Below are 18427 nucleotides of genomic sequence, written 5' to 3'. Positions count from 1 at the left end.
GCCGTCGCTACACAACACCGCATCTGACGAGACAAGGGGTGTCAAAACAGCTATCACCGTCTCGGCATTCATTTTCTCCAACTGAAAATCCGCATGGTGACCAGCCCGGTCCTGAACCACCATCACCGGGATGTAATCCGGCCCTGTGCCTCGGGTACGGCCTTTGCCCCCACGGTGGCGGGCCGGGCGGGGCAAACCACGTTGCCCTTTAAACGACTCCAAGAAGAAGGTCTCATCAACCTCGACGATACCCCCTTCCCGTGCCGCCTGGTGACTCGCCATGGCTTTCAGGAAGCGGTGACGCCACAAGAAGGCGGTGTTTTTACAGACTCCGCAGCGGACGGCAGCCTGTCGGACGGTCAGACCGTCGATGAGGGCCTGGGCGTAGTCTTCCCAGCATTGTGCCTTGCGAAGTCGAGCCAGAGGCGTCTTGGTGAGAACGGAACTGGTGCGCAGACACTGCTTGCAGCGATAACGACGCAGCCCTCGACTCCAACCCCAGGGAGCCAACTGCGTAGCCTCGGCCTGACAGTGAGGGCAACATCGACAAGCGGGGAGTTGAGCGGCCAGCGAGGTGATTGGGTGAGGGGTAGTGAGTTCATGTTGCGCGAGGCGACGCTGGCGCATGGTGAGCTGTGGAAAGAGAGACAGTAGATGTTGAAAGGCTTGGGTATCCATGATGGAGGCCCTCAGGGTGATGACCTACTTCAAGGTTAGCCTTTCAACATGTAATTGGGACAGCGCCTTTTTTATTGCAAGGAGCAGGATGAAACGAAAAATAATGATAGTGGAAGACAGCCTGACGGTACGCCGCATGCTGACCCAGGCCATTGCGCAGCAGACCGGGCTGGAAATCGACGCGTTCGATACCCTTGAAGGGGCTCGCGATTGCCATGGGGAAGATTATGTGGTCGCCCTGGTGGATCTCACCCTGCCGGACGCCCCCGGCGGAGAGGCTGTCAATGTGCTGAGGGAGCGTGGGCTGCCGGTGGTGATCCTGACGGCCGACATCAGCGAAGAGAAGCGGGAAGCCTGGCTGGAGGCCGGGGTGCTGGACTATGTGATGAAGGATTCACGTCACTCCCTGCAATATGCCGTCGGTCTGGTGCACCGCCTCTACCTCAACCAGGCCATCGAAGTCTTGGTGGTCGACGATTCACGCACCTCCCGTCACCGCACCGCGGCCCAGTTGCGCAAGCAGTTGTTGCAGGTGCACGAGGCCAATTCAGCCCGCGATGCGCTGGCGCAGCTCGAGCAGCACCCCGCCATTCGCCTGATGCTGGTGGACTACTACATGCCGGAGATCGATGGCATCAGCCTGGTGCGAATGCTGCGCGAGCGCTACAGCAAGCAGCAGCTCGCCATCATCGGCATCTCGGTATCGGACAAACACGGCCTCTCGGCACGCTACCTCAAGCAAGGGGCGAATGATTTTCTCAATCAGCCCTTTGAACCCGAGGAGCTGCAGTGCCGGGTCAGCCACAACCTGGAGGCCCTTGAGCAGTTCAACAACATCCAGGAATCGGCCAACCGAGACTACCTGACCGGACTTTACAACAGACGCTACTGGTTCAACGAGGGTCAAAAGTGGTTCGAGGAGCATCAGCGCCATCAGGCGCAGCTCTCCCTGTGCGTGCTCGATGTGGATCACTTCAAGCAGGTCAATGATCACTGGGGGCATGCCATCGGCGATCAGCTGCTCTGTCATCTGGCCAGGCTGCTCACCCAGTTCTTCCCGGATGCCATGATAGCCCGATTCGGTGGTGAAGAATTTGCCCTGATGGTGCCCCACTGCCCCGTTCCCGTGCTGCTCAAGCGACTGGAAGGGCTTCGTCTGCAAATGCGTCAGCAACCGCTGTCGCGGGAGATATCGCTCTTTGTGCGCGCCAGTTTCGGCGTCATCAATGTCGGGCGGCTCTCCATGGACGAGGCGCTGAGCGAGGCAGATCGCCAGTTGTATCAGGCAAAGAATACCGGGCGAGACAAGATAGTCTGTCAGGACGTCTGAGCAAGCATCAGCAGAGGCACTCCGTGTAGTACCGCCCGGCGCCCCTTGTGTGGCGGCCGCCGGGTCAATCCCTTCTTCACCGTTCAATAGGTCTTGTCGACTCGCACCCCATCGCTGAAATAGAGGATGCGCACCTTGTCGCCCTGCGCAAAGACCATGGCCGGATCGTAATCCTGGATCACGTTGATGAGCCCGTTCTGCTCGTTGCGGATCAGCAGCTCCACCAGCTTGTTCTCCACCACACTGCCCCCTGACTGAAACTGCTGCACCGCCGCCGCTCCCGCCAGTGCCCCGACCGCAGTGGCAACCTCCCGCCCGTGCCCACCGCCAAACTGGTTGCCGAGCAGCCCGCCAAGCACGGCCCCTCCCAGAGTTTTCCAGCCGGAATGCTCTGATTCCACCATCTGGCGCTGGGTGATGTTGCGCACCGCATCCACCTGGCCGAAGACCACCTGCTCCACCGGACGCGCCGTGTTGCGTTCATACACCGCACTCCAGGCCGGTGCCGTGACAAAGCCAAGCAAGCTGGATACTATCAGGATAATGGCCTTCATCTATGAACCTCTGCCTTATGTCTCGCTATCTTACCGAACTGGATGATGAGCTGTGCTGGTTTCCCTCCCCCAGCCATGCGCTGGAAGAGCCCAACGGGCTGCTCGCGATTGGGGGAGATCTCTCCCCCGCTCGATTGCTGGCAGCTTACCACAGCGGGATCTTTCCGTGGAATGAACCCCATCAGCCACTGCTGTGGTGGTCACCGGACCCCAGGGGAGTCATCGTGCCCGAGGAACTCCACATCGGCCGCAGCCTGCAGAAGTGTTTGCGCCGCACCCCCTTCGAGATTTACATCAATCGCGCCTTTGATGACGTCATTGCAGCCTGCGCCGCCCCCCGTCGCACCGCCAGCGGCACCTGGATAAGTGCCCCCATGATCGACGCCTATCGGCGCCTTCATCGCCTCGGTCATGCCCACTCCATCGAGATCTGGCAGGATGATCAGTTGCAGGCAGGTCTCTATGGCCTCTCCCTGGGCCGACTCTTTTGTGGTGAATCCATGTTCAGCCGCATCGACAATGGCGCCAAACTGGCCATGGTGGCCCTCTGTCGCCACTTTGCAGGGCACGGCGGTGCCCTCATCGACTGCCAGATGCAAAACGACTTTCTGGCCACACTGGGCGTTCAGGAGTGGCCAAGGCAGCGCTTTCTGACCACCCTGGCCACCCTGACCCGGCAACCGTTGCAAGAGGGATGCTGGCAACCGAGGAGAATCAGCCTATGAGTGAAGAAGTGATCCTCAAGGTCGGGCTGACCCCCAGGCACCCGTGCAGCTACCTCAGTCACGAGCAGGAGCAGTTGCTGGTCCTGATGGACCATGAATTGCTCAACGCCGCCGGGTACGAACGGCTGCTGACGGCAGGATTCCGGCGCAGTGGCAACGACATCTATCGTCCTCACTGCCCCGCCTGCAGCGCCTGCCAATCCTTGCGCATACACAGTGAACGCTTCACCCCGAGCCGTGGGCAGAAACGCATCCGCCAGTTGAACCGAGATCTCGAACTCGTACTGAGCTATGACGACAAGCCCGAGTATTACCAGCTCTATGAACGCTATATCCGTGAACGTCATCGGGATGGCAGCATGTATCCACCGAGCCGGACCCAATACAAGGGATTCCTGCACTGCGACTGGATGCCCCCCCTCTATCTGGAGATGCGCAAGGAGGGACGCCTCATCGGCGTGGCCACCACGGACCTGCTTCCCCATTCTCTGAGCGCCATGTACACCTTCTTCGACCCCGACTATGCCGACCGGTCGCTCGGCACCTTCGCCATCCTGAGCCAGTTGGAACTGGCCAGACGTACCGGTCGTCAGTGGCTCTATCTGGGGTATCTGGTGGAGGAGTGCCGCAAGATGAATTACAAGCGCCAATACCTGCCCCATGAGCTGCTGGTACAGGGCGAATGGAAAAAAATCGACACCAAGCCCGAGTAAACTTTACACATAGCCTTAAATCCGGCATGATCCAGCGGTTTTTTGTTGTGGCTTATCAAGAGGATTCAATGGCTAAAGAAGACAGTATTGAGATGCAGGGTACCATTCTCGAAACCTTGCCCAATACCATGTTCCGTGTGGAACTGGAAAATGGTCACGTGGTTATCGCTCATATTTCCGGCAAGATGCGCAAAAACTACATCCGTATCCTGACTGGGGACAAAGTAACGGTGGCTCTGACTCCGTACGATCTCTCCAAGGGACGTATTGTTTTCCGCTCTCGCTAAGCCAGGAATTCAGCAAAAAACCCCAGCCTCTCGGTTGGGGTTTTTTGTCATTTCCGGCCTTGCTCACAGTCAGTGAGAGACAGCTTCAACGTTGACCTGAAAATCAAAGCTGAGGCTGTTGTTCACCAGCTCGACCTTCACGATGCCGCCATCGACCAGGGAACCGAACAGGATCTCGTTGGCCAGGGGCTTCTTGAGGTGCTCCTGAATGACCCGGCCCATGGGTCTTGCCCCCATTGCCCTGTCATACCCTTTCTCTGCCAACCAGTGGCGCGCCTCTTCAGACACCTCCAGTGAAACGCCCTTGGCATCCAGCTGAACCTGCAACTCGACGATGAACTTGTCGACCACCTGATGGATCACTCCCATGTCGAGATGGTTGAACCAGATGGTGTGATCGAGCCGGTTGCGGAACTCCGGACTGAACGTCTTGTTGATCACCGCCATGGCATCGTGGCTCATGTCCTGCTGCTGGAAACCGATGGACTTGCGCTGGGTCTCCTGAACCCCTGCGTTGGTGGTCATCACCAGGATCACATTGCGAAAATCTGCCTTGCGCCCGTTGTTGTCCGTCAGGGTGCCGTTGTCCATCACCTGCAGCAGCAGGTTGAAGACATCCGGATGCGCCTTCTCGATCTCGTCAAGCAGCACGACGGAGTGCGGATGCTTGAGAACGGAGTCGGTCAACAGCCCTCCCTGCTCGAATCCCACGTAACCGGGAGGAGCCCCGATCAACCGGGACACGGTATGGCGTTCCATGTATTCCGACATGTCAAATCGCAATACCTCGACCCCGAGCGCCTTGCCAAGTTGCTGGGTCACTTCGGTCTTGCCCACCCCGGTCGGGCCAGCAAACAGGAAGCAGCCCACAGGTCGGCGTTCGTTGCCAAGCCCTGAACGTGACAACCGAATGGAATCGGTCAGCACCTCGATGGCCTTGTCCTGCCCGAACACCACCATCTTGAGATTGCGCTCCAGGTTCTTCAGCACCTCCTTGTCGGAGGAGGAGACAGATTTCTCTGGTATACGGGCAATCTTGGCAACAATGGCCTCGATTTCCGGCACATTGATCACCTTCTTGCGCTTGCTGACGGGCAAGAGGCGTTGCCCTGCACCCGCTTCGTCGATGACGTCGATGGCCTTGTCAGGCAGATGGCGATCATTGATGTACTTGGCGGATAGCTCCACCGCCGCCCGGATCGCCTTGACGGTGTAACGCACGCCATGGTGAGACTCATAACGGCTCTTGAGTCCCATCAGAATGCGAGTGGTGTCGTCTACTGTGGGTTCGACGATGTCGATCTTCTGGAAGCGACGAGCCAGAGCCCTGTCCTTCTCGAAGATCTGGGCATATTCCTGGTAGGTGGTGGAGCCCACGCAGCGCAGCAAACCATTGGAGAGCAGCGGCTTGATGAGGTTGGCCGCATCCAGCTGGCCACCGGAAGCCGCACCAGCGCCAATGATGGTGTGGATCTCGTCGATGAAGAGGATGGCCCCCTCCTGACGTTCGATCTGCTTGAGCAGCACCTTGAGGCGCTTCTCGAAGTCACCACGATACTTGGTGCCCGCCAGCAGGGAGCCCATGTCCAGGGAGTAGATGGTGCTACCCGCAATCACCTCGGGCACATCCCCCTTGACGATACGGTAGGCAAGCCCTTCGGCGATGGCGGTCTTGCCCACACCGGCTTCCCCGACCAGCAAGGGGTTGTTCTTACGGCGGCGGCACAATACCTGAATGGTGCGATTGAGCTCCTGATCACGGCCGATGAGCGGATCGATACGCCCCTCCAGCACCAGCTGGTTGAGGTTGGTGGCAAAGCTTTCTATCTGGGCAGAGGATACCTCGTCATCAGATTCAGCATTGTTGCCACCACTCTCGGGCTTGTTGTCCTTGCGCACCCCGTGGGACAGGAAGTTCACCACATCCAGGCGACTTATTTCGGCTTTTTTCAGGAAGTAGGCGGCCTGGGACTCTTGTTCGCTGAAGATGGCGACCAGGACATTGGCGCCGCTCACCTCGGTATTGCCGGACGACTGGACATGGAAGACGGCACGTTGCAGCACGCGCTGGAAGCCCAGCGTCGGCTGGGTTTCCCTGTCTTCGTCGTCACGGGGGATGAGCGGGGTCGTTTGATTGATGAAGGCGCGGATCTCTTTGCGCATCTGTTCCACATCCGCACCACATGAACTCAGCGCCTCATGGGCTGAGCTGTTATCCAGCAGGGCCAACAACAGGTGCTCGACGGTCATGAATTCGTGGCGCTCTTCACGGGCCAGTTTGAAAGCCTCGTTCAGCGTCTTTTCTAGATCTTTGTTCAACATAGGCACCTCCCCTCAGTACAGCAACAATGCGGTGTCGTTATCGCCATCAAGTCATCAGATTCAAGCCTTTTCCATGGTACATAGCAGTGGATGTTCGTTGTTACGTGAATAGGTGTTGACCTGGACCACTTTGGTCTCGGCAATCTCGGCGGTAAATGTGCCGCAGACTCCCTTACCACTATAATGCACGCTCAGCATCACCTGAGTGGCCTTCTCCAGATCCATACCAAAGAACCTTTGCAGCACCTCCACCACGAACTCCATCGGTGTGTAGTCGTCGTTGTTCAGGACGACCTTGTACATGGGTGGCGGTTGCAGCTTCGTTTTCTCTGCCTCTGCAATCTCTTCATTAGCAAAGAGTTCTTTCTGCTTGCTCATAGTTGCGCTTTGGTACCTCTAGATTACTACCGTATCGCTCAAGATTGTCAATAGACTTGTTAATCAGATCACATCGGTTGTTAACAACTTCTTGACTCGCTTAAAAGTTGGACTAGATTGGTTACTTGCTAATCGGCGCCCGTCTGCTACGGGGTCATGCCCTAGTTATATAAGGCTGGCGCAGGTTACTCAACGACTTCAGGGTAATCAATAAAAGGATGTAGATGTATGGCAACCGGAACAGTCAAGTGGTTCAACAACGCAAAAGGATTTGGGTTTATCTGTCCGGAAGGCGGTGGTGAAGACATCTTCGCTCACTACTCCACGATTCAAATGGAAGGTTACAAGACCTTGAAAGCAGGTCAGGCAGTCAACTTTGAACTGCAGCAGGGGCCGAAAGGAAATCATGCCTCTGTCATCGTGCCAAACGAAGCACAGAACATCTAAGAGTCAAACTGGATAAATTAAAAAGCGGCATCCCAAGGGATGCCGCTTTTTTATGGACAGGCACGAAGAGGGGAACAAGAAAGGCCAAGCCTTCCCTGTTCCCTGCTGCCGCTACCTCAGCGGGCCAGCAGGATGTTCAGCATACGACGCAGCGGCTCGGCGGCGCCCCACAGCAGTTGGTCACCCACGGTAAAGGCGGCCAGGTACTCCGGGCCCATATTGAGCTTGCGCAGACGACCGACCGGGATGCTGAGGGTGCCGGTGACGGCGGCCGGGGTCAGCTCGCGGGCGGTGATGTCGCGATCGTTGGGGATCACCTTGACCCAGTCGTTGTGGGCGGCCAGCAGAGCTTCGATCTCGGCCAGCGGCACATCCTTTTTCAGCTTGATGGTGAAGGCCTGGCTGTGGCAGCGCAGGGCCCCGATCCGCACGCACAGACCATCCACCGGGATAGCGGCGTTTTCGATACCCAGGATCTTGTTGGTCTCGGCCTGGCCCTTCCACTCTTCACGGCTCTGGCCGTTGTCGAGCTTGGTGTCGATCCAGGGAATGAGGCCACCGGCCAGTGGCACGCCGAAATTATCCACCGGCAGGGTGCCGGAGCGGGTCTTCTCGGTGATCTTGCGCTCGATGTCGAGGATGGCGGAGGCGGGATCCGCCAGCTCCACCGCCACTTCATCCCGCAGCATGCCCATCTGGGTGACCAGCTCGCGCATATGGCGGGCACCACCACCGGAGGCCGCCTGATAGGTGGCCACGCTCACCCACTCCACCAGATCGGCCTTGAACAGGCCACCCAGGGCCAGCAGCATCAGGCTGACGGTGCAGTTGCCGCCAACGAAGGTCTTGATGCCGTTGTTCAGGGCATCTTCAATGACGTCGCCGTTGACCGGATCCAGAATGATAACGGCGTCCTTCTCCATGCGCAGGGAGGAGGCGGCATCAATCCAGTAGCCCTGCCAGCCGGCGGCTTTCAGGCGCGGATAGACATCCTTGGTGTAGTCGCCGCCCTGGGCGGTGATGATGACGTCCTGCGCGGCCAGCGCCTCGAGATCGAAGGCGTCCTGCAGGGTGCCGGCATCGACGCCAAAATTGGGGGCGGCCTCACCGGCCTGGGAGGTGGTGAAGAAGGTGGGTTGAATGCGGGCAAAATCCTTCTCTTCCTGCATCCGGCTCATCAACACCGAACCCACCATGCCACGCCAACCGACCAAACCTACTTTTTTCATATTGTCCTACCCTGGATAGCTGCTTATAGAAATCGTGTGTGGTACCCGTGACCCCTGCCTTGGCGCCAGCCGTTTACAAGGGATTCACAATATATGAGTTGCAAAAAATGCGTCTGTCCACATTACGGATTGTGACGGCGGGCGCAAGTCGAATTGCGCAATATTCTGTGCCATTCGCTGCAATATCCGTCGGCCTGGCCGACCTGCGGGCAGCCGGTTGGCATCCTGCCTCCAGTTGGGGCATCATTGAGACCGACCGGCAGCCCCGCTGCCCCTCGGGGACGGCCCCGAGGCCTCCTGATACGCAGGGACGACCCTGCTTCCTGCGGAATCTGCCTTATGTCCTGGTTGCTATTGCTGTTGGCCGGCCTGTTCGAGGTCGCCTGGGCCATCGGCCTCAAGTACACCGACGGTTTCAGCCGTCCCCTCCCCACCCTGCTGACCCTGATCGCCATGGCCGTGAGCGTGCTGCTGCTCGCCATGGCGGTCAAACAGCTGCCCCTTGGCACCGCCTATGCGGTCTGGACCGGCATCGGCGCAGTCGGCACCGTGCTGATGGGGATCTGGCTGTTCAACGAACCGGCCACCCTGGCCCGGGTGCTCTGCCTGCTGCTCATCATCGTCGGCATTCTGGGGTTGAAGTTCATCGGTTAGGCGCGATGAAAGGGCCGGGTACACCGGCCCCGACGTGGCAAGCTCCAGGGGGCGATGTCAGCCCGGCGTGTTGCTGTGTTCCTCTGCTTGCAGATGTGTTCACAGGCGGTGGGGAAAGGCGGGTGGCACAGACGTGGCATGGCGCGTGATGGCGAGCAAGATCCGCCCCATGACCGCCCGGGCGAGCATGGGGCGCCTCCTTTTATCTTTCCGTCTGCTCCTTCAATCACTCCACCAGCGTCTGCTCGATGCGGGCCCCAGGCATCATCTGCGTGAGACCGGCAATCAGCCTGTCGCCGGCCTCCCACAAGGCTGTGCGCGGCATCGGCGGCAGACACTCCAGAATGAACCACATCCGGGGGGAAGAGAGGCTCAGGCGAGTGCGGATCCCCTGGCGCCAGTTCCAGCGGCGACAGGTGACGCCGAGATCGTCCCGCCACACCACCTCTCCTGGAGCCGGTGCCTCCTGGGTTGGCAGCCCTTCTTTGAGGGTGTCAAAGCATTCGCTGCCATCGGCAATCACCAGGCGCGGCGCTCCCACATAGGCCGCCAGATCCTCCCCGCCCACGGGAATGGCATACTCGATGCTGATGGCGTTGTAGAGATCGACCACGGGATCGATGGCGGGCAAGACGCCATCGCGCAGCATCCGCTTGCGCAGTGCCTGGGCCGAGCAGGGCGTGCGGGCAGGCTTGGCGCCAAACCCCTTGAACACCTGATCCCAGGCGGCCAGATGTTCAAGGGCCCAGGGGGCCTCGTCGGTGCCAAGGGCCGCACATGCCCGGGCCAGGGCCCGCTCCCCCACCAGAGTGTCAATCACGGGGGCGGCTTCCACTACGATGCTGAGGGCACAAAAGCCCGGCGCCAACCTGGCTATCTCGGGGTCTATACGGGGGATCATCGGGAACATTCAGCACTCCTGGTCAAGGTTCATCAAGACGGGGGGGGAACGGGCACGGGCGCTCCCCTCTTTTCCTTCCCCCGCCAACGGTTGACGCCATGATGAAGGGCACAGGGTCATAATAAAATTTACTTTATCTTAATTATGTTAAGTAAAACTGATGACCCAACCCTCTTTCCCATGAAAAATCGCCGCCCCGCAGCGCACCGCCCGGTCCCACTACCACACCCCGCCCATCCAATGCAGGCCTGGGCAAGCCCACACCATTGCCCTGGCCGCTTTCCCCGTCACTCATGCTATTATCTGCGTCCAAACATGAGCCCATAAAATCAGGACATTGTGATGACCGACCACACTTTTATTCCCGGCAAGGACGCAGCGCTGGAAGACTCCATCGAACGCTTCCAGACCAAGCTGCAAGCCCTGGGGTTTGATATCGAAGAGGCCTCCTGGCTCAACCCCGTGCCCAACGTCTGGTCCGTGCACATCCGGGACAAGGAATGCGCCCTCTGCTTCACCAACGGCAAGGGTGCCAGCAAGAAGGCGGCGCTCGCCTCCGCCCTTGGCGAGTATTTCGAGCGTCTCTCCACCAACTACTTCTTCGCCGATTTCTACCTGGGCGAGCAGGTCGCCAATGGCGACTTCGTCCACTACCCGAACGAGAAGTGGTTCCCCATCGAGGGGGATCAGCTGCCCGCCGGTCTGCTCGACAGCTTCACCCGCAAGTTCTACAACCCGGACGGTGAAGTGACCGCCGACATGCTGGTGGACCTGCAATCCGGCAACGAGGAGCGCGGCATCGTCGCCCTGCCCTTCGAGCGCCAGTCCGACCACCAGACCGTCTACATCCCGATGAACATCGTCGGCAACCTTTATGTTTCCAACGGCATGAGCGCCGGCAACACCCGCACCGAGGCCCGCACCCAGGGGCTGTCGGAGGTGTTCGAGCGCCACGTGAAGAACAAGATCATCGCCGAGGCCATCAGCCTGCCCCAGATCCCGGGCGAGGTCATCGCCCGTTACCCCGGCATCAAGGCGTCCATCGATGCACTGGAGGCCGAAGGCTTCCCCATCTACAGCTTCGATGCCTCCCTCGGCGGCCGTTATCCGGTCATCTGCGTGGTGCTGCTCAACCCGAGCAACGGCACCTGCTTTGCCTCCTTCGGCGCCCACCCGCGCTTCGAGGTCGCCTTCGAGCGCACCGTCACCGAACTGCTGCAAGGGCGCAGTCTCAAGGATCTGGACGTCTTCGTGCCGCCGTCGTTTGACAACGAGCAGGTGGCGGATCACCACAATCTGGAGACCCACTTCATCGACTCCTCCGGCCTCATCAGCTGGGATCTGTTCAAGGAAGAGTCCGACTTCGAGTTTGCCGACTGGGACTTCCGTGGCACCTCACAAGAGGAGTTCGACCACCTGATCGGCATCTTCCACGAGCTGGAGCAGCCGGTCTACATCGCCGACTACGAGCACCTGGGTGTCTACGCCTGCCGTATCCTGGTGCCCGGCATGTCCGACATCTATCCGGTGGAAGATCTGCTGCTGGCCAACAACACCATGGGGGCCCACCTGCGGGAAACCATCCTGGCGCTGCCGGCGCTCGAGTGGGACGCAGAGCAGTACATGGCCCTGTTCGACCAGCTGGATGAAGAGGGTCACGACGAGCGGACCCGGGTGCGCGAGCTGCTCGGCATCGCCGCCGCCAAGGGCACTGCCCTGCACACCCTGCGCGTCGGTGAGCTCAAAGCCATGCTGGCGCTGGCCGCAGGCGACCTGGAGAGCGCCCTCGACCTCATCGACTGGACCATGGAGTTCAACCAGTCGGTGTTCCCGGCGGATCGCGCCGCTTACTACCGCGCCCTGCGCGCCTGCGTCGAGCTTTTCCTCGACGAGGAACGCGACCCCGAGCAGTACCGTCCGGTGTTCGCCCGCATGTTCGGGGAAGAGACCCTGGCACAGGCGTGGGCCAACGCCCGCGGCGAGGCGCGCTTCCACGGGTTGGAAGCCGCCGATCTCTCCCTCTCCCAGTTCCCGCTGCACCAGAAACTGCTGGCCGCTTACGAGAAATTGCAAAAAGCCAAACGAATCCACACCTGGAACTGATATGCTGATATGACGAAGGGGCCCTGAGGGCCCCTTCTGTTTTATGGTCTACGCTTTGGCTGGCCGTGCCACAAAGATGAAATAAAAGACAAAAAATACCTCTTAGGGGGTTGTTAATTTGGCACTCATGGTGCAGTGCGGCCGCAAAGGTGCCTGGCCGGTACTTTTTTAAGGGTGTCCTTTATAAGTTCTTAAAAATCATAAAATTAATAACAGACTCATTTCTGTTTCACCTGAAACCTGGTGTAAAGAAACGCTTCCGGATGGTGAAAAATCCTGTAGTAAAATTACATTCACAATCTGTAATTCTTGATCGGAGTCAATTTTGGGGATCAGCCCCTTTGTTATGATTTCCACAGGCAAAATATGCAGGTACTGAGAATTGAAAGCAGAATCTCCCTTTGATTGTCTGAAGCCCGAAGCCATCGCCGCCCTGGCCGAAGACATTACCTATGCCAAGGCCACCAAGCCCGCATACAAGGTCATTCCCCTGGCCATCACCGCTGGCGCCTTCATCTCCATCGCCTTCGTCTTCTATATCACCGTCACCACGGGCTCAAGCGGCATGGCCTGGGGCATGTCCAAGCTGGTGGGCGGCATCTGCTTCTCCCTCGGTCTCATCCTCTGCGTGCTGCTCGGCGCCGAACTGTTCACCTCCACTACCCTCACCCTGGTAGCCAAGGCGGCGAATCGCATCAGCTGGGCCCAGCTGCTCAAGAACTGGGGACTGGTCTACTTCGGCAACCTCATCGGCGGTCTCATCATCGTCGGCCTCATCATCATGTCGGCGGAATACACGGCAGCGGATGGTCAGTGGGGGCTGAACGCCATGAAAGTGGCCCAGCACAAGATCCATCACACCTTCTTCGAGGCCGTGGCCCTTGGCATCCTCTGCAACCTCATGGTGTGTCTCGCCGTGTGGATGGCCTTCGGCGCCCGCAGCGCCACCGACAAGGTGATGGTGATGCTGCTTCCCGTCGCCATGTTCGTGGCCTCCGGTTTTGAGCACAGCATCGCAAACATGTTTATGATCCCGGTCGGTATCGCCATCCACAGCGTCGCGAGCCCGGAATTCTGGCAGGCCATCGGCCAGGATCCGGCAACCTTTGCCGACCTGACCGTGTCCAACTTCGTCCTGCACAACCTCATCCCTGTCACCATAGGTAATATCATTGGTGGTGGCGTCATGGTTGGGCTGACTTACTGGTTTATCTTCCGTCGCCATCATTAAGGATGGCGGCAGACACATAAATACCTTGAGAGGTAATGAAAATGGCAGAACTTAACGAACAGTTCCAAAAAGCATGGGAAGGCTTCGCAGCCGGTGAATGGCAGACCTCTGTCAACACCCGTGACTTCATCCAGAAGAACTACACCCCGTATGAAGGTGACGAGTCCTTCCTGGCTGGCGCGACCGAAGCTACCACCAAGCTGTGGGACAAGGTCATGGAAGGCATCAAGATCGAGAACCGCACCCACGCGCCGGTCGATTTTGATACCGACCTGCCCTCCACCATTACCGCTCACGATGCCGGCTATATCGACCAGAGCCTGGAGCAAATCGTTGGTCTGCAGACCGACAAACCGCTCAAGCGCGCCATCATCGCCAACGGCGGTATCAAGATGGTCAAGACCTCTTGCGAAGTGTACGGTCGCCAGCTTGACCCCATGGTCGAGAAGATCTTCACCGAGTACCGCAAGACTCACAACCAGGGCGTGTTCGACGTCTACACCAAAGACATCCTGAACTGCCGCAAGTCCGGCGTCATCACCGGTCTGCCGGATGCCTACGGCCGTGGCCGTATCATCGGTGACTACCGTCGTGTTGCCCTGTACGGTATCGACTTCCTGATGGCCGACAAACTGGCCCAGTTCAAGTCCCTGCAGGCCGATCTGGAAAACGGTGTCAACCTGGAAGCCACCATCCGTCTGCGCGAAGAGATCTCCGAGCAGCACCGTGCCCTGGCCCAGATGAAGGTGATGGCTGCCAAATATGGCTGCGACATTTCCGTACCGGCCAAGACCGCCAAAGAAGCCGTCCAGTGGACCTACTTCGCCTACCTGGCGGCGGTCAAGTCCCAGAACGGCGCGGCCATGTCCTTCGGTCGTACCTCCAGCTTCCTGGACATCTACATCGAGCGTGACCTGCAAAAGGGTCTGATCACCGAGCAAGAAGCCCAGGAGCTGATGGACCACATGGTCATGAAGCTGCGTATGGTTCGCTTCCTGCGTACCCCGGAATACGATTCACTGTTCTCCGGCGACCCGATGTGGGCCACCGAGACCCTGGCCGGTATGGGCGTTGACGGCCGTACCCTGGTCACCAAGAACAGCTTCCGTATGCTGAATACCCTGTACACCATGGGCCCGTCCCCTGAGCCGAACCTGACCATCCTGTGGTCCGAGAAGCTGCCGGTCGGATTCAAGAAGTACTGTGCCAAGGTATCCATCGAGACCTCTTCCGTTCAGTACGAGAACGACGACCTGATGCGTCCGGACTTCAACAACGATGACTACGCCATCGCTTGCTGTGTGTCCCCGATGATCGTCGGCAAACAGATGCAGTTCTTCGGCGCGCGTGCCAACCTGGCCAAGACCATGCTGTATGCAATCAACGGCGGTATGGACGAGAAGCTCAAGATCCAGGTCGGTCCCAAGACCGAAATGGTCACCTCCGAGTACCTCGACTACAACGACGTGATGGACAGACTGGATCACTTCATGGACTGGCTGGCCAAGCAGTATGTCGCCGCCCTGAACATCATCCACTACATGCACGACAAGTACAGCTACGAAGCCTCCCTGATGGCGCTGCACGACCGTGACGTCTATCGCACCATGGCCTGTGGTATCGCCGGTCTGTCAGTCGCCGCTGACTCCCTGTCTGCCATCAAGTACGCCAAGGTCAAGCCGGTACGTGATGCCGATGGCGTCTCCATCGACTTCGAAATCGAAGGCGAGTACCCGCAGTTCGGCAACAACGACGCTCGCGTCGATGACATCGCCTGCGACCTGGTCGAGCGCTTCATGAAGAAGATTCAGAAGCTCAACACCTACCGCGGTGCCGTGGCGACCCAGTCCGTGCTGACCATCACCTCCAACGTGGTGTACGGCAAGAAGACCGGTAACACCCCGGATGGTCGTCGCGCCGGTGCGCCGTTCGGCCCGGGTGCCAACCCGATGCACGGTCGTGATCAGAAGGGTGCCGTTGCTTCCCTGACTTCCGTCGCCAAGCTGCCGTTCGCCTACGCCAAAGATGGTATCTCCTATACCTTCTCCATCGTGCCAAACGCGCTGGGCAAAGACATGGAAGCCCAGAAAGCCAACCTGGCCGGCCTGATGGATGGTTACTTCCACCATGAAGCCAACCTGGAAGGTGGTCAGCACCTGAACGTCAACGTGATGAACCGTGAAATGCTGCTGGACGCCATGGAAAACCCGGAGAAATATCCGCAGTTGACCATCCGCGTATCCGGTTATGCCGTTCGCTTCAACTCCTTGACCAAGGAGCAACAGCAAGACGTCATCACCCGTACCTTCACCGCTTCTCTGTAATAGAGTCTCGGAGAACAAAAACCGGCGCCCAGGCGCCGGTTTTTTTATGGCTGTTTGGCAGTGTGCAAGCCGCTTCCCACCTCCCAGGCCCGCTGGCTCGTGGGCTCTGAGCCGCCCCCTCCGCCAGACATTGGCCCCCATCACGCCTCTCCACTGCCCTCCCGCACTTGATGCAAGGATGCGCTCATCGGCACTCAGGTACTCAGGTACTCAGGTACTCAGGTACTCAGGTACTCAGGTACTCAGGTACTCAGGTACTCAGGTACTCAGGTACTCAGGTACTCAGGTACTCAGAAAAGCAGAGCAGAACCATGCTCGACCACCACGAGTTTTGCATAGCAACCTCGATATATTCCCTCTCCCCTTGGGAGAGGGTCAGGGTGAGGGGAAACCACTCTACATCGCTAGCAAGCGCCAGAAAGCAACAAGGGCTGCAGAGTGTGAACTCTGCAGCCCTTGTGTCATGGATGCGGTTTAACGGGTGCTGGCTGCGTCAGAGGCGACCTCTCACGACTTCACGATGCTTTCATCTCACCATGAAGTTTCAAACTGCCTTTATCGCAAAAAACTGATCACTTATATGCCAAAAACTACAAGGGCAGCGGAGTCTCACTCCCCTGCCCCTATAGTAAGCAATAAACGGTGGTTTAAGGCTTAGCTCGCCCAGGTAATGATATGGTCGGCCCAGTCGCCGGCATGTACCTCATGGATCACCTTGCCGCGCACCGACTGACCGGCCTGGTGCATGGCGCTGCGGCTGCCGGTGATAAGGGGATGCCACTCTGGCAGGCTCTGCCCCTCCGCCAGCAGGCGGTAGGCACAGGTAGAGGGCAGCCAGTTGAACTCGGCAATCTTGTCGTGGGTGATCTGCAGGCAGTCCGGCTCTTTCTTAAAGCGGTTGCCATAGTCGGAGCACTGGCAGGTCTTGGTATTGAGCAGGTTGCAGGCCACGTTGGTGAACACCAGCTCCTCGGTGTCCTCGTCGATCAGCTTGTTCAGGCAGCACTTGCCGCAGCCGTCGCACAGGGACTCCCACTCGGCTGTGGTCATCTGTTGCAGGCTTTTTATCTGCCAGAAGGGGGCGGTCTGCACTTCGTTTAACTGCGGCACTTTTTGCTGCATGGCAATGGGCTCACTCAATACGCTGACAAGCGCGTGGTTATACGCCCTATGGCCCGATTTTTCAAGGTTGGCGGCAGTTTCACCTATTAGCTTCAGACAGACACTCCGGAGCAAATCTGCGATACCACAGTCATCCACATCGTTTTTCTCAGGCAAACTGTTTTTACCCTCAGAGATCCCCTCATTTTTAGAGACTCAAATAATTCCAAGTGTGCGGGTATATAAGCGGTGTTGCTTCAGGTAGTAGATAAATTTACCCATCAACAAGACCGCATTGGCTTCTTTCATTTTAGGCAGCAACTGGTAATAAATGACCCCTTGCCGAAAGAACGAATAGGTTCGGCTCTTGCTGGTATTGACCTTGATCGTTCTCTCTAGACCGACACTGTCTCCAGCCTTACCCAGCAGCGTCAGCAAGACGATGGCCAAGGCACTGAACAAAAACAGTCGGTCACGCCGGACCGGATTACTGATGTGCACATCTCCCATACCCATGCCGAATTTGTAATCTTTGATATCCCGAAAACTGGTCTCGATACCCCAGCGCTGGCCGTATAGTTGCAACGCCTTGGCGGCACTCAGATCGGTCCGGTTACTGGCCAGAAACCACGCGTCTTTCATGCCACTCTTGTGACAACAATAGACCCGCTCGACAGGCTGTCGTTGCCCAGTGAGCTCCACCTCCTTGAGGGTTCGGGTGCGCCCGGTCGGCGTTAGCCAGTCGCGGGCGGGAACCTGCTCTCCACCAGAGTAACCAACCAAAATATTTCCTTTAAATCTAATGATATAGGCAAAGCCTAGCTCTTGTTCCAGGCGCTCGAACAGCTCCATGTAACCAAACCCACGGTCAGCGACTACCGTCACGAAGATACCTTCTGGCAGGGTCTGCTTGAGTTTGGTGAGCAGCTCTTTCTCATGGGCATTGCGTTGCCCTTTGAGCAACGATTTTCGATGGGTTTTCCACAGCAGCGGAGTACTGCGGCCATGGTTGGTTTGCAGGCTGATAACCAAGGTGCTGTGATCATCGGCATCGAATTCGGTCCAGTCCATGGATACCACGATCTCGGTGCGTTCACCGACCACATAGGGAACCCAATCGTCAAAGAGGCTCCAGACGTTGAGCTTGGTGTTAGTGAGCAGGCGGTCCACCTGTTTCACCGCATGTTTGCGCTCGAGACCATTGGCCAAGGAGAGACCATTCCCGATGGCGTGGATGGCCAGCGAACCGGATTCGATAACCCCGAGGGTTGCATTGGCCAGGGAAAGAACACGCTTGGCATGCATGTCCTGTCCAAATATCTCGTTGATGTGGTTGAGGATTAGATCGTGGTTAAACATGGCGATTATCTGTCGGGTATTAGCTGGTCAAGGATGGCGATCATACCTCAGAAGCCGCGCCACGCCTCGCTCATACGAGGGGATGGTTAAG

General features: G+C 58.2%; 17 protein-coding genes. 9 read left to right on the top strand and 8 right to left on the bottom strand.

What is annotated here, in order from left to right; translation table 11 throughout:
- The coding region (locus tag AB5Y54_RS04255) for an IS1595 family transposase (RefSeq protein ID WP_368153273.1) at nt 1-678 on the bottom strand (678 nt) is incomplete at its 3' end.
- 88 nt (nt 679-766) lie between these two features.
- Here AB5Y54_RS04255 and AB5Y54_RS04250 point away from each other — a divergent pair.
- Nucleotides 767-2008, top strand: a complete 1242-nt coding sequence (locus AB5Y54_RS04250) for a diguanylate cyclase (protein ID WP_029314438.1) — start codon at nt 767-769, stop codon at nt 2006-2008.
- 83 nt (nt 2009-2091) lie between these two features.
- Here AB5Y54_RS04250 and AB5Y54_RS04245 read toward each other — a convergent pair whose 3' ends face one another.
- Nucleotides 2092-2562: a glycine zipper 2TM domain-containing protein gene (locus AB5Y54_RS04245; RefSeq protein ID WP_109112639.1), complete on the bottom strand. Its 471-nt coding sequence runs from the start codon at nt 2560-2562 to the stop codon at nt 2092-2094.
- A gap of 17 nt (nt 2563-2579) precedes the next feature.
- Between AB5Y54_RS04245 and aat the strand changes: the two genes are divergently transcribed.
- The 3 genes from aat (at nt 2580) to infA (ending at nt 4287) form a co-directional block, all read left to right on the top strand.
- Entirely contained in the window at nt 2580-3287 is a 708-nt protein-coding gene (gene aat, locus AB5Y54_RS04240) for a leucyl/phenylalanyl-tRNA--protein transferase (protein WP_039039162.1), read from the top strand.
- Nucleotides 3284-4000, top strand: a complete 717-nt coding sequence (locus AB5Y54_RS04235; protein ID WP_109112640.1) for an arginyltransferase — start codon at nt 3284-3286, stop codon at nt 3998-4000. Before aat ends, AB5Y54_RS04235 begins: the two co-directional genes overlap by 4 nt.
- A 68-nt stretch (nt 4001-4068) precedes the next feature.
- Nucleotides 4069-4287, top strand: coding sequence for a translation initiation factor IF-1 (gene infA, locus AB5Y54_RS04230; protein WP_005300033.1), 219 nt, complete (start codon nt 4069-4071; stop codon nt 4285-4287).
- A 69-nt stretch (nt 4288-4356) separates the two neighbouring features.
- On the opposite strand, the gene clpA is transcribed toward infA, so the two are convergent.
- A complete protein-coding gene (gene clpA / locus AB5Y54_RS04225) occupies nt 4357-6609 on the bottom strand; it encodes an ATP-dependent Clp protease ATP-binding subunit ClpA (RefSeq protein WP_109112641.1) in 2253 nt (750 codons plus the stop codon).
- Nucleotides 6610-6669: 60 nt separating this feature from the next.
- Nucleotides 6670-6987, bottom strand: a complete 318-nt coding sequence (gene clpS / locus AB5Y54_RS04220) for an ATP-dependent Clp protease adapter ClpS (RefSeq protein ID WP_005325410.1) — start codon at nt 6985-6987, stop codon at nt 6670-6672.
- A gap of 228 nt (nt 6988-7215) precedes the next feature.
- Between clpS and cspD the strand changes: the two genes are divergently transcribed.
- Nucleotides 7216-7434: a cold shock-like protein CspD gene (gene cspD / locus AB5Y54_RS04215; protein WP_010674510.1), complete on the top strand. Its 219-nt coding sequence runs from the start codon at nt 7216-7218 to the stop codon at nt 7432-7434.
- Between the two features lie 116 nt (nt 7435-7550).
- Here cspD and asd read toward each other — a convergent pair whose 3' ends face one another.
- Nucleotides 7551-8663 (bottom strand): aspartate-semialdehyde dehydrogenase, encoded by a 1113-nt coding sequence (gene asd / locus AB5Y54_RS04210; RefSeq protein WP_042016283.1) that lies wholly within the window; start codon nt 8661-8663, stop codon nt 7551-7553.
- A gap of 339 nt (nt 8664-9002) precedes the next feature.
- Here asd and sugE point away from each other — a divergent pair, with 339 nt between their 5' ends.
- Nucleotides 9003-9317: a quaternary ammonium compound efflux SMR transporter SugE gene (gene sugE / locus AB5Y54_RS04205; protein WP_041215293.1), complete on the top strand. Its 315-nt coding sequence runs from the start codon at nt 9003-9005 to the stop codon at nt 9315-9317.
- A gap of 226 nt (nt 9318-9543) precedes the next feature.
- Here sugE and AB5Y54_RS04200 read toward each other — a convergent pair whose 3' ends face one another.
- Complete coding sequence (locus AB5Y54_RS04200) at nt 9544-10227, bottom strand: B3/4 domain-containing protein (RefSeq protein ID WP_109112642.1); 684 nt, start codon at nt 10225-10227, stop codon at nt 9544-9546.
- 333 nt (nt 10228-10560) lie between these two features.
- Between AB5Y54_RS04200 and ycaO the strand changes: the two genes are divergently transcribed.
- The 3 genes from ycaO (at nt 10561) to pflB (ending at nt 15876) form a co-directional block, all read left to right on the top strand.
- On the top strand, nt 10561-12321 hold the full coding sequence (ycaO, locus tag AB5Y54_RS04195) for a 30S ribosomal protein S12 methylthiotransferase accessory factor YcaO (protein WP_010674506.1): 1761 nt from the start codon (nt 10561-10563) through the stop codon (nt 12319-12321).
- Nucleotides 12322-12703: 382 nt separating this feature from the next.
- Nucleotides 12704-13552: a formate transporter FocA gene (focA, locus tag AB5Y54_RS04190; RefSeq protein ID WP_041211359.1), complete on the top strand. Its 849-nt coding sequence runs from the start codon at nt 12704-12706 to the stop codon at nt 13550-13552.
- Between the two features lie 41 nt (nt 13553-13593).
- Entirely contained in the window at nt 13594-15876 is a 2283-nt protein-coding gene (gene pflB, locus AB5Y54_RS04185) for a formate C-acetyltransferase (protein ID WP_010674504.1), read from the top strand.
- Nucleotides 15877-16530: 654 nt separating this feature from the next.
- Here pflB and AB5Y54_RS04180 read toward each other — a convergent pair.
- Both AB5Y54_RS04180 and AB5Y54_RS04175 read right to left on the bottom strand, forming a co-directional pair.
- Nucleotides 16531-16998 carry a YcgN family cysteine cluster protein gene (locus tag AB5Y54_RS04180; protein WP_109113289.1) on the bottom strand — a complete coding sequence of 156 codons (468 nt, stop codon included), beginning with the start codon at nt 16996-16998 and terminating at the stop codon, nt 16531-16533.
- A gap of 195 nt (nt 16999-17193) precedes the next feature.
- Nucleotides 17194-18336, bottom strand: a complete 1143-nt coding sequence (locus AB5Y54_RS04175; protein ID WP_053288703.1) for an IS4 family transposase — start codon at nt 18334-18336, stop codon at nt 17194-17196.
- Nucleotides 18337-18427: the final 91 nt, after the last annotated feature.

The organism is Aeromonas sp. s9 (assembly GCF_040907765.1).
In the GTDB taxonomy this organism is placed as follows: Bacteria; Pseudomonadota; Gammaproteobacteria; order Enterobacterales; family Aeromonadaceae; genus Aeromonas; species Aeromonas caviae.
This window is presented reverse-complemented; position numbering and strand designations above follow the sequence as displayed.

Excerpts from the sequence above, each read along its gene's own strand:
- AB5Y54_RS04180 (WP_109113289.1), bottom strand. The coding sequence starts at position 16,998 with ATGCAGCAAAAAGTGCCGCAGTTAAACGAAGTGCAGACCGCCCCCTTC.
- clpS (WP_005325410.1), bottom strand. The coding sequence starts at position 6,987 with ATGAGCAAGCAGAAAGAACTCTTTGCTAATGAAGAGATTGCAGAGGCA.
- asd (WP_042016283.1), bottom strand. The coding sequence starts at position 8,663 with ATGAAAAAAGTAGGTTTGGTCGGTTGGCGTGGCATGGTGGGTTCGGTG.
- infA (WP_005300033.1), top strand. The coding sequence starts at position 4,069 with ATGGCTAAAGAAGACAGTATTGAGATGCAGGGTACCATTCTCGAAACC.
- AB5Y54_RS04200 (WP_109112642.1), bottom strand. The coding sequence starts at position 10,227 with ATGTTCCCGATGATCCCCCGTATAGACCCCGAGATAGCCAGGTTGGCG.
- AB5Y54_RS04235 (WP_109112640.1), top strand. The coding sequence starts at position 3,284 with ATGAGTGAAGAAGTGATCCTCAAGGTCGGGCTGACCCCCAGGCACCCG.
- cspD (WP_010674510.1), top strand. The coding sequence starts at position 7,216 with ATGGCAACCGGAACAGTCAAGTGGTTCAACAACGCAAAAGGATTTGGG.
- ycaO (WP_010674506.1), top strand. The coding sequence starts at position 10,561 with ATGACCGACCACACTTTTATTCCCGGCAAGGACGCAGCGCTGGAAGAC.
- pflB (WP_010674504.1), top strand. The coding sequence starts at position 13,594 with ATGGCAGAACTTAACGAACAGTTCCAAAAAGCATGGGAAGGCTTCGCA.
- AB5Y54_RS04250 (WP_029314438.1), top strand. The coding sequence starts at position 767 with ATGAAACGAAAAATAATGATAGTGGAAGACAGCCTGACGGTACGCCGC.
- clpA (WP_109112641.1), bottom strand. The coding sequence starts at position 6,609 with ATGTTGAACAAAGATCTAGAAAAGACGCTGAACGAGGCTTTCAAACTG.
- AB5Y54_RS04245 (WP_109112639.1), bottom strand. The coding sequence starts at position 2,562 with ATGAAGGCCATTATCCTGATAGTATCCAGCTTGCTTGGCTTTGTCACG.
- aat (WP_039039162.1), top strand. The coding sequence starts at position 2,580 with ATGTCTCGCTATCTTACCGAACTGGATGATGAGCTGTGCTGGTTTCCC.
- AB5Y54_RS04175 (WP_053288703.1), bottom strand. The coding sequence starts at position 18,336 with ATGTTTAACCACGATCTAATCCTCAACCACATCAACGAGATATTTGGA.
- sugE (WP_041215293.1), top strand. The coding sequence starts at position 9,003 with ATGTCCTGGTTGCTATTGCTGTTGGCCGGCCTGTTCGAGGTCGCCTGG.